Origin of the sequence: Mesorhizobium denitrificans (assembly GCF_003403035.1) — a bacterium.
In the GTDB taxonomy this organism is placed as follows: domain Bacteria; phylum Pseudomonadota; class Alphaproteobacteria; order Rhizobiales; family Rhizobiaceae; genus Mesorhizobium_G; species Mesorhizobium_G denitrificans.
The window spans coordinates 310,234-324,658 of the sequence record NZ_QURN01000004.1 but is presented as its reverse complement, the minus strand read 5'-3'; the positions used below and the strand labels follow the sequence as shown (position 1 = coordinate 324,658).

The 14,425-nt window shown below is 56.6% G+C and carries 17 protein-coding genes; 11 read left to right on the top strand and 6 right to left on the bottom strand.

Annotation, left to right across the window (positions count from 1 at the left end):
• Positions 1 to 37 precede the first annotated feature (37 nt).
• From DY251_RS06615 to DY251_RS06570, 10 genes are all read left to right on the top strand, one after another.
• The gene (locus DY251_RS06615) at positions 38 to 934 is read left to right on the top strand and encodes a carbohydrate ABC transporter permease (protein WP_116623065.1); all 897 of its coding nucleotides are present in this window, start codon (positions 38 to 40) and stop codon (positions 932 to 934) included.
• Between the two features lie 5 nt (positions 935 to 939).
• Positions 940 to 1,806: a carbohydrate ABC transporter permease gene (locus DY251_RS06610; RefSeq protein ID WP_116623147.1), complete on the top strand. Its 867-nt coding sequence runs from the start codon at positions 940 to 942 to the stop codon at positions 1,804 to 1,806.
• Between the two features lie 30 nt (positions 1,807 to 1,836).
• Positions 1,837 to 2,934: an ABC transporter ATP-binding protein gene (locus DY251_RS06605; protein WP_116623064.1), complete on the top strand. Its 1,098-nt coding sequence runs from the start codon at positions 1,837 to 1,839 to the stop codon at positions 2,932 to 2,934.
• Between the two features lie 2 nt (positions 2,935 to 2,936).
• The gene (locus DY251_RS06600; RefSeq protein WP_116623063.1) at positions 2,937 to 4,049 is read left to right on the top strand and encodes a mandelate racemase/muconate lactonizing enzyme family protein; all 1,113 of its coding nucleotides are present in this window, start codon (positions 2,937 to 2,939) and stop codon (positions 4,047 to 4,049) included.
• A gap of 3 nt (positions 4,050 to 4,052) precedes the next feature.
• Positions 4,053 to 4,382, top strand: a complete 330-nt coding sequence (locus tag DY251_RS06595) for an L-rhamnose mutarotase (RefSeq protein WP_116623062.1) — start codon at positions 4,053 to 4,055, stop codon at positions 4,380 to 4,382.
• A 168-nt stretch (positions 4,383 to 4,550) separates the two neighbouring features.
• Complete coding sequence (locus DY251_RS06590; RefSeq protein WP_116623061.1) at positions 4,551 to 5,618, top strand: Gfo/Idh/MocA family protein; 1,068 nt, start codon at positions 4,551 to 4,553, stop codon at positions 5,616 to 5,618.
• 1 nt (position 5,619) lies between these two features.
• Positions 5,620 to 6,066 (top strand): MaoC/PaaZ C-terminal domain-containing protein, encoded by a 447-nt coding sequence (locus DY251_RS06585; protein WP_116623060.1) that lies wholly within the window; start codon positions 5,620 to 5,622, stop codon positions 6,064 to 6,066.
• A 4-nt stretch (positions 6,067 to 6,070) separates the two neighbouring features.
• Positions 6,071 to 6,799, top strand: a complete 729-nt coding sequence (locus DY251_RS06580) for an SDR family oxidoreductase (protein WP_116623059.1) — start codon at positions 6,071 to 6,073, stop codon at positions 6,797 to 6,799.
• A gap of 23 nt (positions 6,800 to 6,822) precedes the next feature.
• Complete coding sequence (locus DY251_RS06575) at positions 6,823 to 7,668, top strand: fumarylacetoacetate hydrolase family protein (RefSeq protein WP_116623058.1); 846 nt, start codon at positions 6,823 to 6,825, stop codon at positions 7,666 to 7,668.
• A gap of 95 nt (positions 7,669 to 7,763) precedes the next feature.
• Complete coding sequence (locus DY251_RS06570; protein WP_116623057.1) at positions 7,764 to 9,041, top strand: L-fuconate dehydratase; 1,278 nt, start codon at positions 7,764 to 7,766, stop codon at positions 9,039 to 9,041.
• Here DY251_RS06570 and DY251_RS06565 read toward each other — a convergent pair.
• From DY251_RS06565 to DY251_RS06550, 4 genes are read right to left on the bottom strand one after another with little or no spacing between them, the layout of a single operon-like run.
• The gene (locus DY251_RS06565; RefSeq protein ID WP_116623056.1) at positions 9,038 to 10,177 is read right to left on the bottom strand and encodes an ABC transporter permease; all 1,140 of its coding nucleotides are present in this window, start codon (positions 10,175 to 10,177) and stop codon (positions 9,038 to 9,040) included. The genes DY251_RS06570 and DY251_RS06565 overlap by 4 nt on opposite strands.
• Entirely contained in the window at positions 10,174 to 11,091 is a 918-nt protein-coding gene (locus DY251_RS06560; protein ID WP_116623055.1) for an ABC transporter ATP-binding protein, read from the bottom strand. Before DY251_RS06560 ends, DY251_RS06565 begins: the two co-directional genes overlap by 4 nt.
• Positions 11,092 to 11,095: 4 nt before the next feature.
• Positions 11,096 to 12,040: an HlyD family secretion protein gene (locus tag DY251_RS06555; protein ID WP_116623054.1), complete on the bottom strand. Its 945-nt coding sequence runs from the start codon at positions 12,038 to 12,040 to the stop codon at positions 11,096 to 11,098.
• Positions 12,037 to 12,717, bottom strand: coding sequence for a CerR family C-terminal domain-containing protein (locus DY251_RS06550; protein ID WP_116623053.1), 681 nt, complete (start codon positions 12,715 to 12,717; stop codon positions 12,037 to 12,039). The genes DY251_RS06555 and DY251_RS06550 overlap by 4 nt, the downstream gene beginning before the upstream one ends.
• 126 nt (positions 12,718 to 12,843) lie before the next feature.
• Between DY251_RS06550 and DY251_RS06545 the strand changes: the two genes are divergently transcribed.
• Positions 12,844 to 13,332 carry a CYTH domain-containing protein gene (locus tag DY251_RS06545; RefSeq protein ID WP_116623052.1) on the top strand — a complete coding sequence of 163 codons (489 nt, stop codon included), beginning with the start codon at positions 12,844 to 12,846 and terminating at the stop codon, positions 13,330 to 13,332.
• On the opposite strand, the gene DY251_RS06540 is transcribed toward DY251_RS06545, so the two are convergent.
• Both DY251_RS06540 and DY251_RS06535 read right to left on the bottom strand, forming a co-directional pair.
• Positions 13,329 to 14,051 (bottom strand): phosphatase PAP2 family protein, encoded by a 723-nt coding sequence (locus DY251_RS06540; protein ID WP_116623051.1) that lies wholly within the window; start codon positions 14,049 to 14,051, stop codon positions 13,329 to 13,331. The genes DY251_RS06545 and DY251_RS06540 overlap by 4 nt on opposite strands.
• Positions 14,048 to 14,386, bottom strand: coding sequence for a hypothetical protein (locus tag DY251_RS06535; RefSeq protein WP_116623050.1), 339 nt, complete (start codon positions 14,384 to 14,386; stop codon positions 14,048 to 14,050). The genes DY251_RS06540 and DY251_RS06535 overlap by 4 nt, the downstream gene beginning before the upstream one ends.
• Between the last annotated feature and the right edge of the window lie 39 nt (positions 14,387 to 14,425).

Sequence of the window (14,425 nt, the reverse complement as noted above, 5' to 3'; positions counted from 1 at the left end):
GGCCTGCGTGGCAGATTGAAAACAAAATATAGAACACATGAAAAACTGGAAACTCTCAGCACCGTTTCTGCTTCTGTTGCCGTCCTTCATCGTACTGGCCGCAGTCGTGATCGTGCCGTTGCTGCTGTCCTTCTATTCCAGCTTCACACCTTTCCGTCTGACAAAGCCGGAATCGTTCTTCGTATTCATCGGACTGCGCAATTACATAAACATTCTGTCGGACTGGAACTTCTGGGTCGCGTTTGGGCGCACTGTTCTTCTGCTGACAATCGCGCTCAATCTTGAAATGCTGCTTGGGTTGGGACTTGCTCTGCTGGTTGAGAAGGCGTCTCGAGGTCAGCGCATCCTGCGCACCATCATGATGTTCCCCATGATGTTTTCGCCGATACTTGTCGGCTTCCAGTTCAAGTTCATGTTCAATGACAATATCGGGCTTGTGAACAATGCGCTTCAGGCGCTGGGTATCACCAACAATGCGATTCCGTGGCTGATTGACGGCACACTGGCATTCATCGCGATTCTGACTGCTGAAATCTGGTCCTCGACATCGGTCTTCGCGATCCTCATCCTCGCTGGCTTGCTGGCCATGCCGCGCGAACCTGTCGAGGCAGCCCGCGTAGACGGCTGCACGCCGTGGCAGACGTTCCGCTATGTGACTTGGCCATTCCTGATGCCGTTTGCCTATATCGCGATGACAATCCGTTCGCTGGATGTGGCGCGTGCCTATGACATCGTGAAGATTATGACTGACGGTGGCCCGGCGGGCCGTACGGAACTGATCTGGACGCTCGTAGCCCGCACTGGCTACAGCGACGCCCGCATGGGCGTGGCTAACGCAATGGCCTATTTCTCGATCCTGCTGTCGATCCTGTTTACCGTCTACTTCTTCCGCAAGCTGGCCGCTGCGCGGACTCAGATCGGCGCGGAGTGGTGATGCAAATGGATGCCAACGCTTCCGCCCGCACCAAAAAGCGACTCCTATCGATCGCCCATAAAGTTGCGCTATTTCTGGCGATGCTCATCATTTGCCTTCCCGGCATCTGGATTGTGCTCGCATCGCTGCGCCCGACTGTTGAGATCATGGCGAAGCCACCGGTCTGGATACCGCAAGAACTATCGCTCAACGCCTATGTGTCGATGTTCTCCGGTGTCGGCAAAGGCGGCATTCCGGTGCTCGACTATTTCCGGAATTCGTTGATCATCTCGATCACGTCTACGGTGATCGCAATTATCATCGGCATGGCTGGCGGTTATGCGTTTGCACGGTTCCGCTTCAAGGCAAAATCCGGGCTGTTCCTCGGCCTGATGCTGACGCGCACCGTTCCCGGAATTGCACTGTCTTTGCCGCTGTTCTTCGTGTTCGCACGCGTCGGCATTATCGACACGCATTTTGGCTTGATCCTCGCCTATGTAGCGCTGAACATTCCATTCACGATCTGGCTGATCGACGGCTTCTTTAGACAGGTGCCGAAGGATTTGGCTGAGGCCGCGCAAATCGATGGCTGCACGCGTTGGCAGGCATTCTGGCAAGTGGAATTTCCGCTTGCTGGTCCCGGAATTGCATCTGCCGGCATCTTCGCTTTTCTCACTTCATGGAACGAGTTTGCGCTGGCATCACAATTGACCCGCTCGATCAACTCCAAAACCTTGCCAGTCGGCCTGCTGGACTACACAGCCGAATTCACGATCGATTGGCGCGGCATGTGTGCGCTGGCGGTGGTGATGATCATTCCCGCGCTGACACTCACTTTCATCGTCCAAAAGCACCTTGTCGGCGGGCTTACCTCCGGCGCGGTGAAGGGATGAACCAAATGACCGAACAGAAATGAGCAGCTAATGGCAACCGTTTCTCTGAAAAAGCTGACCAAGCGCTACGGCCCGCTGGAGATCGTGCACGGCATTGATCTTGAAGTGGCTGACCGCGAGTTCATCGCTCTCGTCGGACCCTCGGGCTGCGGTAAGTCTACGACGCTGCGCATGATTGCAGGCTTGGAAGAAATATCCGGTGGAGCGGTCGAGATCGGCGGCAAGGTGGTCAACGATCTGCCCCCGCGCTCGCGCAACATCTCGATGGTGTTTCAGTCGTACGCGCTCTATCCGCACATGACCGTGCGCGAGAATATGGGCTTTTCGCTAAAAATAGCAGGGCGTTCGCAAGATGAAATAGCCAAGCGGGTGGACGAAGCCGCCGCCATTCTAGACCTAAATCATCTGTTGGAACGGCGGCCTTCACAGCTTTCAGGCGGACAGCGTCAGCGCGTCGCCATGGGTCGCGCAATTGTCCGCGACCCGGACGTGTTTCTGTTCGATGAGCCACTGTCAAACCTTGACGCAAAGCTGCGCACGCAGATGCGCACCGAGATCAAGAAACTGCACGCCAAGGTGAAGTCAACGGTCGTCTATGTGACGCATGATCAGGTCGAGGCGATGACGCTTTCTGATCGCATCGTCATCATGCGCGACGGCTACATCGAGCAGGTCGGCACGCCGGACGAGGTATTCAAGCGCCCCGCCACGCGTTTCGTCGCCGGCTTTATCGGCTCTCCGCCCATGAATTTGCGTGAGGCAATTGTGACCGACGGAAAGCTGGCTTTCCCGAACGGCACGAAACTGCCGCTGCCACGCCAGTTCCGCGACCGGGTAGCGGCGGGCGACAAGGTGGTGTTCGGGCTGCGCCCAGACGATGCTTACCCCACGGGCCACGGCCTGCATTCGGGCGAAGAAACCGATGTCCACGCGCTGGAACTGCCAGTGACCGTGACTGAGCCGCTGGGCAATGAGACGCTGGTGTTTGCGGATTTCGACGGCGCGGATCTGGTCGCGCGCATGTTGAACCCGAGGCCGCTTAAGTCTGGCGACAAGGTAAATATGAGTTTCGATCTTTCACAAGCGCATCTGTTTTCTGCAGAAACTGGCAGGACGCTGAGGGCCTGACAATGGCGAAGATCGAACGTGTCGAACTGCGGATGGTTGACCTTGTTCCGAAGGTCAAACGTACCGATGCTATCCAGAGCTTTGTTTCCCAGGAAACGCCTATCGTAACGATCACGGATTCCGATGGTGCGACCGGAACCGGCTATAGCTATACAATCGGTACTGGCGGCTCATCGGTGATGCGCTTGTTGGCGGATCACCTCGCGCCGCGCCTGATCGGCCGCGATGCGGACATGATCGAGGCGATCTGGCACGAGTTGGAATTTGCCACCCACGCCACGACCATTGGTGCGATCACCGCAATTGCGCTGGCCGCTATCGACACCGCGCTCTGGGATCTTCGCGCGAAGAAGCAGAAGTTGCCTCTTTGGAAATTGGCTGGCGGCGCGAAAGAGCGTTGTCCTCTCTATACGACGGAAGGCGGCTGGCTGCACATCGAGACGGCGGCGCTGGTGGACGACGCCTTGCAGGCCAAAGCCAAAGGCTTCACTGGATCGAAGGTGAAGATCGGTCGCCCACATGTTTCGGAGGATGTAGCGCGGCTTTCGGCGGTGCGTGCGGCGGTCGGCGACGCATACGAAATTATGACCGACTGCAATCAGGGCTTTTCGGTGGATGAAGCGATTCGACGTGCGGAGCGGTTGCGGCCCATCGATCTGGCGTGGATCGAGGAGCCGCTTCCCGCCGACGACATTGACGGCCATGTACGCCTGTCGAACTCGACGTCGACACCGATTGCGGTTGGCGAGTCACTCTATTCGATCCGTCACTTCCGCGAATATATGCAGAAGGGCGCCTGTAACATCGTTCAGGTGGATGTCGGCCGCATCGGCGGCATCACGCCTTGGCTGAAGGTTGCGCACGCGGCGGAGGCGTTCGACATTCCTGTATGCCCACATTTTTTGATGGAGCTACATGTCAGCCTCGTTTGCGCTGTGCAGAACGGCAAGTATGTCGAGTACATTCCGCAACTGGACGATTTGACGGGATCGCGCCTCAAGATCGAAGATGGCCATGCCTATGCGCCAAGCGAACCGGGCATCGGCATCGACTGGAACTGGGATGCGGTGAAGGCGATGAGCATCGCCGAATTCACCTGCGAGATCGGGAGGTAAGCCATGCAGCGCATGGGATCCATTTTGGGTATCAAGCCCGAAGCAATAGCCGAATACAAGCGCCTTCACGCAGCGGTCTGGCCGGAAGTGCTGGACAAGATCGCAGACTGCAATATCAAGAATTACAGCATCTTTTTGCGGGAACCGGAAAATCTGTTGTTCGCCTATTTTGAGTATCACGGCACGGACTTCGCTGCAGATTCCGCCAAGATGGCGGCAGATCCCAAGACGCAAGAGTGGTGGGCAATCAACATGCCGCTGCAAGTGCCGTTGGCGACCGTCAAAGAAGGCGACTGGTGGGCAACGACGGAAGAGGTCTTCCATGTCGATTGATGGTTTGGCGGCGTTGCCTATGATGGATGCATCTTCCTTGTCTGTTATCCTCGGGCTTGTCCCGAGGATCTGCAATGCTTCCGGTTACGCGGTAGGTCCTCAGGACAAGCCCGAGGATGACGGAGCGTTTGCTAGGCGGTTCGCGCACCGTTTATTCGGTGGACGCGCATGACCTTCGATCCTTCCACGCTCGCGCAAACATGGCCGGCTCCGTCGAACCCGCGTCCGGTGGTGACGTTCGGGGCGGGGTCGATTGTGGGCGATGCGCATTTTCCGGCCTATCGGAAGTCTGGCATTCTCATTGCCGGAATCTACGATCCCGATTTTGCCAAGGCCGAAAAACTTGCCGCAGAATGGGGCGTAGCCGCTTATCGAACCGCGGAAGAAGCGGCATCAGTCGAGAATGCGATATTCGATCTCGCTACCCCTCCGGCGTTCCATGCGGCGGTGTTGAAAACCCTGCCTGACAATGCAGCCGCTTTGATTCAGAAGCCGATGGGCAGTGATCTGGCCGGCGCGACGGAAATCCTTGAAATTTGTCGGGCCAAGAATCTCACCGCCGCCGTGAATTTCCAACTTCGCTTTGCGCCCATGATGCTGGCGCTCAAGGACGCTATCGCCAAGGGTTGGCTTGGCGAGGTTGTGGATTTCGACGCGTGGCTGGCGCTGGATACGCCTTGGCCGCATTGGCCGTTTGTCTTGAAATCGCCGCGCGTGGAACTCGCGCTGCATTCTATTCACTATCTGGATTTGATCCGTCAGGTGCTTGGCGATCCGCGCGGTGTTCATGCCAAATCGATCGGCCACCCGAGCCATACCGTCGCCCAGACTCGCACCAGTGCCATTCTGGACTATGGCGACAAGGTGCGCTGCGCACTGTCGATCAATCATGACCACGCTTTCAAGCGCAAGCATCAAGCCTGTGAGTTCCGCGTTTGTGGGACGGAAGGCGCGGCCTATGTGCAGCTTGGCGTCAACCTGGATTATCCGCGTGGCGAACCTGATATTCTGGAAATCTACCCGAAGGGCGGCGACGACTGGATCAGCGTACCGCTCAAAGGTGGTTGGTTCCCGGACGCATTTGTCGGGCGTATGGCCAACATGCAGCGTTTTGTGGCGGGCGAGGACAAAGAGCTTGTCAGCTCAGTCGAAGATGCGTGGAACACAATGGCGTTGATCGAGGCCGCGTATCAATCGAGCGCCGCGCCCGCGACACCGCTTGCGAGGAAGCCCTGAAATGGAAGTCGTCACCTATTTCGAGGATTACGAAATCGGATCGTCACGCACGACCAGCGGGCGTACGATTACGGAAACCGATTTCGTGGTTCATGCAGGACATACCGGTGATTTCTTTCCCCATCACATGGATGCGGAATTCATGAAGGCGTCGCCCTTCGGCCAACGCATCGCACACGGCACTCTCGTGTTTTCCATCGGCGTTGGACTCACCGCCAGCGTCATAAATCCGGTTGCCTTCTCATACGGGTATGACAGGCTGCGTTTCATCAAACCAGTCTTTATAAACGATACAATTCATTCGGTGACGACCATTGCCGCCAAAGAAGACGACCCAAAGCGACCTGACGCCGGGCGCATAATCGAACGTCTGCAGGTCATGAACCAACATGGCGAAACAGTGCTGGCGGCCGATCACATCTACATCGTCGAACGCAAGAAGAGTTAGAATCATGTCCGACTTGACCGGAAAAACCGTAGTCGTAACAGCTGCCGCGCAGGGCATTGGCCGTGCTTCAGCGCTAGCCTTTGCGGCCGCTGGCGCGAAAGTATATGCGACCGACATCAACGATAAGCTGCTCGGCGATTTGAAAGACGACCGCATAATCGGGCGACGCATGGACGTTTTGAACGATGCGGACGTGCAGGCTGTGATCAGCGGCATCGGGCAGGTTGATGTGCTTTTCAACTGTGCGGGCTTTGTTCATTCCGGTTCTATTATGGAGATGAAGGACGAAGATCTCGACTTCGCCATGAACTTGAATGTTCGCTCCATGATCCGGACCATTCGCGCGGTGCTACCGGGCATGTTGAGCCGCAAGGACGGTTCGATCATCAATATGTCGTCCGTCGCAAGCTCGGTGAAGGGTGTGCCAAATCGCTTCGCCTATGGCGTTACGAAGGCGGCCGTGGTTGGGCTGACCAAAGCAGTCGCGGCCGACTACATTACGCAAGGAATTCGCTGCAATTGTATCTGCCCTGGCACAGTGGAAAGCCCATCGCTGCAGGACCGGATGCGCGCGCAGGGCGACTATGACAAAGCCCGTGCAGCTTTCATCGCGCGCCAGCCAATGGGCCGGTTGGGCGAACCAGACGAGATTGCAGACCTTGCAGTCTATCTAGCTGGAGCAACCTATACGACAGGCCAAGCCTATAATATCGATGGCGGCTGGACAGTCTGAACCTACGGAGATCGAGAGACGGCATGAAACTGGTAAGATATGGCAAAGCGGGCGCCGAAAAGCCCGGCCTCGTCGACGCTGATGGCAAGATCCGCGATTTGTCTGAACATGTATCCGACGTGGCGGGCGCAGCACTTGCGCCCGCACAATTGAAGAAGCTGGCGAAGCTTGATCCGAAATCGCTTCCGGCGGTTCGCGGCAATCCGCGCCTGGGTCCATGCGTTGGCGGTACGGGCAAATTTATTTGTATCGGCCTTAATTACTCGGACCATGCGGCAGAAACGGGCGCAACCGTTCCTTCCGAGCCGATCATTTTCATGAAGGCAACATCGGCAATTGTCGGACCGAACGACGATCTGCTGATCCCGCGAGACTCAAAGAAAACCGACTGGGAAGTGGAGCTCGGCGTCGTCATCGGCAAAAAGGCGAAATACGTTTCCGAGGAAGATGCGCTGGACTATGTCGCAGGATATTGCGTGCTCCATGACGTCTCGGAGCGTGCTTTCCAGATCGAGCATCAAGGCCAGTGGACCAAGGGCAAGAGCTGCGACACCTTCGGGCCGACCGGGCCTTGGTTGGTCACAAAGGACGAGGTCAAGGATCCGCAAAATCTCAAGCTTTGGCTGAACGTCAACGGCAAAAAGATGCAGGACGGCACCACGGCGACGATGGTTTACGGCGTGAAGTACCTTGTCTCCTACCTGTCGCGCTTCATGAGCCTGCAACCGGGCGACATCATCTCAACAGGCACACCTCCGGGCGTCGGCATGGGCATGAAGCCGCAGAAATTCCTCAAGGCCGGTGACGTTGTTGAACTCGGCATTGAGGGGTTGGGAACACAGACGCAGAACGTCAAGGCGGACGCGTAAGCCGCAAGGCACCGCCATACAATTTGAACTGACTGCTCTACCGCTTGCAGAGGTGGAGACGTGAATGTTTTTCGCGAATGCGAGGGAATTGCATCATGACCAGGATAACGAATCTACGGACATACGATTTGCGGTTCCCTACATCGCTGAGCCTCGATGGCTCGGATGCGATGAACCCGGACCCCGATTATTCGGCCGCGTATCTAGTGCTGGAAACGGATCGACCCGGGCTGGATGGTCATGGGCTGACGTTCACCATCGGGCGTGGCAACGAAATTTGCGTCGCCGCGCTCAATGCCATGCGGCATCTGCTGATCGGGCTTGAGCTTGACTGGATCAAGGAAGATCCGGGCCGCATGTGGCGGCATCTCACGAGCGACAGTCAGTTGCGCTGGATTGGCCCAGACAAGGGCGCAATGCATCTGGCAACCGGTGCCGCGGTCAACGCGATCTGGGACCTCCTCGCCAAGGATGCGAAAAAGCCTGTCTGGAAGCTGGTCGCCGACATGAGCGCGGAGGAAATCCTCAAAATTGTAGATTTTCGTTATCTCACCGACGTGCTGACCCCCGACGAAGCATTGGTGATCCTTAAAAAGGCAGAGCACGGACGCGCGGAACGCGAGGCAATTCTGACGCGCGACGGCTATAGCTGCTACACGACATCTGCGGGCTGGCTCGGCTATTCAGAAGAGAAGCTGCGCCGGCTTTGCCAGGAAGCCATCGATGCGGGTTTCAACCATGTCAAAATGAAAGTAGGGCGCGATCTGCAAGACGACATTCGTCGACTCACAATCGCGCGCGAAATCATTGGGCCGGATCGTTATCTGATGATCGATGCCAATCAGGTTTGGGAAGTGCCGCAGGCTATAGAATGGCTGGACAAGCTCGCCTTCTGCAATCCGTTCTTTATCGAGGAGCCGACTAGCCCGGATGACATCGCGGGGCACCGCAAAATACGCGAAGCGGTGAAGCCGATGAAGGTCGCGACCGGCGAGATGTGCCAGAACCGCATCATGTTCAAACAGTTCATTGCGGAAGGCGCTATCGATGTCGTGCAGATCGATTCATGCCGCATGGGCGGCCTGAATGAGGTGCTGGCTGTGCTGCTGTTGGCCGCAAAGTACAACCTGCCAGTATGGCCACACGCAGGTGGCGTTGGTCTTTGCGAGTATGTGCAGCATCTCTCTATGATCGACTATTTGTGTGTGTCGGGTACGAAAGAAGGCCGCGTAATTGAATTCGTTGACCATCTGCATGAGCACTTTATCGATCCGTGCGTCATCCAAAACGCAGCCTACATGCCGCCTGAACGCCCAGGCTTTTCCATCGAAATGAAGCCAGCCTCAATCAAGGAATATACGTTCCGAGGTTAATCCAATGTTCGGCGGAAGCGTAGAAGTGCGAGCGTAGCGAAGGCCAAAACGAACGCAAAAAGTGCGGCGACTTCCGTTGCGATGGCCGGGAAGGCCGCGCCCTTCAGCATCACCGCGCGAACGATACGCAGGAAGTGCGTGAGGGGCAGAATTTCCCCAAGCGTCTGCGCCCAATCCGGCATACCGCGATACGGGAACATGAAGCCAGACAAGAGGATTGACGGTAGAAAAAAGAAGAAGGTCAGCTGCATTGCCTGCATCTGCGTACGCGCAACCGTCGATATAGAATAGCCGAGCAAGACCAGAGCGAGCACAAATACGAAGATTGCAGAAAGCAGCAAGGGCAGGCTTCCGAAAAACGGCACGCCGAAAAGCCCCTTTGCAGCGACAAGCACCACCACAACCTGCACCGCACCCACGGCTGCGTAGGGCAGTACTTTTCCGAGCATTATCTCCACGGGACTGGCGGGCATCGCCAACAGGTTTTCCATAGTACCGCGCTCACTTTCGCGAGTCAGTGCCATAGCGGTCATCATCACCATCGTCATTTGCAGAATGACGCCGAGCAGGCCCGGGACAATATTGTATTGCGAGATACCTTCCGGATTGTAGCGGCGATGGACGACCACTTGCAGCTGGCTGGCTGCCATTGTCGCGGCTTGCGCCTGATCGCCCTGTTCCCGCAGCAATGCCTGACTCGCGACTGTTCCGAGTGTCGAGATTGCTCCGCTGGCGACAGATGGGTCAGTCGCGTCAGCCTCGATCAATATCTGCGGATTGTCGCCACGCTCCACGCGCCTTGCAAAGTCAGATGGGATGGTTACGACAAAGGCCACGTCGCCTTTGGTAATCAGTGCTTCGGCCTCTTCCGCGCTACTTACCCTATGATCGAAACGGTAATACCCGGTCATTTCCAGAGCCGACACCATAGCACGCGTGTAATGATCATTGCTCGTCGCAACGAGTGCTGCGGGCAGGCGCTTTGGATCATTGTTGATTGCATATCCGAACAATATCAGCAGCATCAACGGCACACCCAGCATCATGGCGAACGTGACGCGGTCACGACGCATCTGGATGAACTCCTTTCTCAAGAGCGCGCTTAGCCGGGATAGCGAAAAGATCGTATGGCTCATCCCATATTGTCCTTAGATTCTGCCATAAACTGAATGAATACGTCCTCAAGGCTGGTTTCGCCGAGTTCGATCTTTATGGCTTTTTCTTTCTTGTAGGCAGCAAGCGTCTTTTCGAGCAGAGCGCGGTCTGATCCGACGACGTGGAGCGTAGTGCCGAAAGGCGCGACCTGATCGACGCCGGGTGCGCCTTGCAATCGCTCGGCAACTTCATTGAGACCGGGGCCAGTGACGATATAGGTGGTCAATCCTGCATTTCGGATCACGTCATCGACAGTGCCCGTAGCCAGTATCTTGCCATAGGATATGTAGCAGATGCGGTGACAACGCTCGGCTTCGTCCATGTAGTGCGTGGACACGAGTACGGTGAGCCCACCACGCGCGAGCCGATGAATCTCGTCCCAGAACTCGCGGCGCGCCTTTGGGTCGACGCCTGCAGTTGGTTCATCGAGCAGGAGAAGTTTCGGCTTGTGCATGATGCACGCGGCGAGCGCCAGACGTTGCTTCCAGCCGCCGGATAGTGTGCCCGCAAGCTGATTGCGACGGGTGGTGAGTCCGAGGTCGTTGAGTGTATCGTCAACATATTTTGAAACGGGCTTCAGCTCATAAAGGCGCGCGACGAATTCCAGATTCTCAGCGATGGTGAGATCTTCGTAAAAAGAGAACTTTTGCGTCATGTAGCCGACTTCGCGCTTGATCTTGAGCGAGTCGGTTTTCAGGTCGTAACCCAGCACTTCGCCTTCGCCCTCATCAGGCGTAAGCAGTCCGCACATGATCCGGATCGTCGTCGTTTTGCCCGAACCGTTCGGCCCCAGGAACCCAACGATTTCGCCCTGCCCCACCTGCATTGAGACATGATCGACGACGGTCTTGTCACCGAAGCGCTTCACCAGATTTCGGACGTCAATGACGTTCATCGCGCTATTCCGAAGCCGCGAGATCGACATCTACAATTTGGCCGGGCTTGAGGCGTGTATCGCCGTCCGGACGCGCCTCGATTAAATAAACGAGCTTCTGGCGCGTCTCGAGCGAGTAAATTACCGGAGGTGTGAACTCAGGATCTGGCGATACGTAGCTGATCGTTGCGGTCAGGCCGTTGCCGCAACCATCGCAACGAACCGTGAGCTTGCCACCCAATTTAAGCTTCGAGAAATCCGGCTCCGGAACATAGACTTTCAATTTTACGGCGCCATCAGGCAATATGGATAAAACTGGAGCTGACGGACCTGCGATGTCGCCCGGATCGCGGATTACATCGTCAACGCGCCCGGCGCTTGGCGCAATGAGGCTGCGCTTGGACTGTCGCCAATGCGCTTCTTCGAGCGCTGCCGATGCCTGCTTCACAGCTTCTTCAGCCGCGCGGATCGTTTCCTGTCGTGCGGGCAAATTCGCGACCGCGAGGTTGGCCTTGGCCTGGCCGATAGCAGCAGCCGTCACCTGAAGCTGCGTCTTGGCGGTATCCAGTTGCGCTTGCGTTGCCGTACCGCGTCCGAAAAGATCCTGCGTGCGTTCCAACACGCGACCCGCCTCTTCGTGCTCCGCTTCTGCGGAGTTAAGCGCCGCGGCCAGCACGTCTATCTCTTCTGGTCGCTTGCCGATTTTCAGGTCTGCGAGTTGCGCTTCGGCCTGCGCGAGTGCTGCCTCAGCCTGCGCCACTGCAATGCGAACATCCGTATCTTCAAGGCGCACTATGATTTGTCCCGGCTCGACACGGTCGCCCCGACGCACTGCGACGGTCTGGACATGCGCTGTTTCGATTGGTGCGAGGCGCACGAATTCGCCTTCGACATAGCCAACAGCCAAAGGCGTGGGGCTACCGCAGGAGAGGAGCGAGGCAAGAATCGGTACGGAGCAAAACACACTCATGAGTTCCGGTCTTTCTTTGCAGCAAGGAGAGTGCTGACATTGGCAACAGCGATGTCGGCGATTTTCTTGCCCTGTTGCGGGCCGATTTCGATCCAACCCAATCGTCGGCGGACAGCTTCGCGCGCGAGACGGAAGTAGAGGATTTGGCCGATCATCATAAAAACATTGATGCGCGTTTCCTCGCTCTCTGCTTCCTCACCTGTGGCCGCTTTCCAAAGCTGGCAACAATGACGGTGCAGTGGTTCCATCATGCCGTTGTAGATGCGGTCGAAAGCGGGTGACGGCGCAGACATCTCTCGCAGCACGAAAGGAACGATCTCAGCAGCCTCTTCCTGCAGCACGAAGAATGAGAACATCCGCTCCACCATCGCGATTATCGCTTGCTCGGCTGCCTGCCCGGAGGGCAATCCATCGGTGCGATCCTCAATCTGCGCGCGAGCCGCAATTGCCGCGACGGTGGCAACGATATGGTCGGCCACTGCGATGCGCAGTCCTTCCTTGCCCCTGAAATGATAGGCTATGGAGCCGATATTCGCCTTGGCGGCTGCAGCGATCTCCCGCGTCGAAGTGCCTTCGAAACCCTGTCGCCCAAACAGAATTAGAGCGGCGTGCACAAGTGCGCCACGCGTTTGCTCCGCGCTCGACAAAGATTCAAGTGATTGCTGTTTGCTTGCCATTCGGCGATTTAATCGATCGATTGATTAAAGTCAAGTGATGCTGACGTGAACTTTTTTCTGCTCTGCGGTTCAATTGACAATATTCCGCATTGCGCTCGCACGCCGGACAGTCTTTATTCCCCCGCAATGGCCAAGGAAGTCGAACGCAAATTCCTCGTTCGCAATGATGCGTGGCGCAGCCGCGTGTCGAGAGTTATTGCCATCCGCCAGTTCTATCTTTCCATCGGAGCAGACCGCTCGACGCGGGTGCGTGTGAGCGATGGATCGAGCGCGAAGCTGACGTTTAAATTCGGCTCGAACCTGCCAGAACGGGACGAGTACGAATATCCGATACCTCTCGATGAAGCGCTCTCCATGCAGGCATTCGCGATAGGATCATTGATCGAAAAGCGCAGACATCTGGTTTCGCATGGCGGCTATACATACGAGATCGATGTTTTTACCGGCGAACTTGCAGGGTTGATCGTCGCCGAGCTGGAAACACCAGATCATGTGCCAGATGCGGCCTTGCCGGAATGGCTTGGGCGCGAAGTGACCGGTGATCAGCGCTATTCGAATGCTGTTCTGGCGCTTAGCGAAAAGACGCATTCGACCATTACGGCGCTTGCAAGCTAGGGCGGCGTCGGACGGTTTTTAAGCCACCAGCGCGCAACCAACCAGCAAAGCATTGCCCAAGCAAAGCCCATACACCAGCCCGCCAAAACATCGGTTGGCCAATGCACCCCGATATAGACGCGGCTCGCGCCAACCAGCGCGGTTAGAAGCACCGCGACAAACAGAAAATAGATCTTGAGCCGGCGTTGTGGCGTGATGCGAGCCAGCAGCGAGCCCAAAGTGATATAGGTCACAGCCGACATCATTGCATGACCACTAGGAAAGCTGCTCGAAGTCTCGCGCATAAGATGCGAAACAAGTTCCGGGCGAGGTCGATCTATTTCAAACTTGAGCAGTGTCGAAACGAGTTGTCCCCCACCTACTGCACACAGCACGAAAACTGCGATCTGCCATTTGCCCGCCAGCAGCAGGAAGATGACCACAAGCGCGGTCAAGAGGACAAGGATTGCTACTCCGCCTAGAGCCGTAATGTCCCGAACCAGGCCTTCAAAGTTTGCCGATCCAATAGGATTGTCAGGCTGGCCCGGTTCGCGCAGCGCAAGCAGCAGACGTGTGTCGAAATCATGCGGAGGCGCATTTTTCACGAATTCCGAAAGCTCTACAAAGCCCCACAGGCCGCCTACGATCAACAGACCGGCGAGCAGGACTGGAAATTCAAGCCGATTGAAAAAATCGAGCGGACGAGCGAAGCCTCGCAAAAGTTCCCGGTAATTATTCATCGTCCGCCAAGATAGGGTCCGAAACTAATGACTGCTACCGAGGCTACGGCGAGCAGAATGCCGATGCCTTGAGCTGTACCTGGAATTTCGCCGAAATAAAGCAGTGCAACCAGATTGACTGCAATGAGCTGGATAACCGCAGAAAGGCTGAACGCGACCGACATACCAAATTCGCGCACCAGGCGAAGCATGATGAGGTTGCCTAGCGTGTAGAGCGCGAGCGTCAGTATGATCTTGGGAAGGCTTGGAGCCATCGCCCACGACTTCGCACCGCTAGCCGCTGCTAGAAAAATCAAGGTTGAGGCCAGTAGTTGCAGCGCGCCAGAAAGGCTCATGTTATCCGCTCGATGAATGAAGCGCTGAATTGGGGGCAA

Bases quoted from the DNA above. Each gene is read 5' to 3' on its own strand.
- DY251_RS06615 (WP_116623065.1), top strand. From the start codon at position 38: ATGAAAAACTGGAAACTCTCAGCACCGTTTCTGCTTCTGTTGCCGTCC.
- DY251_RS06610 (WP_116623147.1), top strand. From the start codon at position 940: ATGGATGCCAACGCTTCCGCCCGCACCAAAAAGCGACTCCTATCGATC.
- DY251_RS06605 (WP_116623064.1), top strand. From the start codon at position 1,837: ATGGCAACCGTTTCTCTGAAAAAGCTGACCAAGCGCTACGGCCCGCTG.
- DY251_RS06600 (WP_116623063.1), top strand. From the start codon at position 2,937: ATGGCGAAGATCGAACGTGTCGAACTGCGGATGGTTGACCTTGTTCCG.
- DY251_RS06595 (WP_116623062.1), top strand. From the start codon at position 4,053: ATGCAGCGCATGGGATCCATTTTGGGTATCAAGCCCGAAGCAATAGCC.
- DY251_RS06590 (WP_116623061.1), top strand. From the start codon at position 4,551: ATGACCTTCGATCCTTCCACGCTCGCGCAAACATGGCCGGCTCCGTCG.
- DY251_RS06585 (WP_116623060.1), top strand. From the start codon at position 5,620: ATGGAAGTCGTCACCTATTTCGAGGATTACGAAATCGGATCGTCACGC.
- DY251_RS06580 (WP_116623059.1), top strand. From the start codon at position 6,071: ATGTCCGACTTGACCGGAAAAACCGTAGTCGTAACAGCTGCCGCGCAG.
- DY251_RS06575 (WP_116623058.1), top strand. From the start codon at position 6,823: ATGAAACTGGTAAGATATGGCAAAGCGGGCGCCGAAAAGCCCGGCCTC.
- DY251_RS06570 (WP_116623057.1), top strand. From the start codon at position 7,764: ATGACCAGGATAACGAATCTACGGACATACGATTTGCGGTTCCCTACA.
- DY251_RS06565 (WP_116623056.1), bottom strand. From the start codon at position 10,177: ATGAGCCATACGATCTTTTCGCTATCCCGGCTAAGCGCGCTCTTGAGA.
- DY251_RS06560 (WP_116623055.1), bottom strand. From the start codon at position 11,091: ATGAACGTCATTGACGTCCGAAATCTGGTGAAGCGCTTCGGTGACAAG.
- DY251_RS06555 (WP_116623054.1), bottom strand. From the start codon at position 12,040: ATGAGTGTGTTTTGCTCCGTACCGATTCTTGCCTCGCTCCTCTCCTGC.
- DY251_RS06550 (WP_116623053.1), bottom strand. From the start codon at position 12,717: ATGGCAAGCAAACAGCAATCACTTGAATCTTTGTCGAGCGCGGAGCAA.
- DY251_RS06545 (WP_116623052.1), top strand. From the start codon at position 12,844: ATGGCCAAGGAAGTCGAACGCAAATTCCTCGTTCGCAATGATGCGTGG.
- DY251_RS06540 (WP_116623051.1), bottom strand. From the start codon at position 14,051: ATGAATAATTACCGGGAACTTTTGCGAGGCTTCGCTCGTCCGCTCGAT.
- DY251_RS06535 (WP_116623050.1), bottom strand. From the start codon at position 14,386: ATGAGCCTTTCTGGCGCGCTGCAACTACTGGCCTCAACCTTGATTTTT.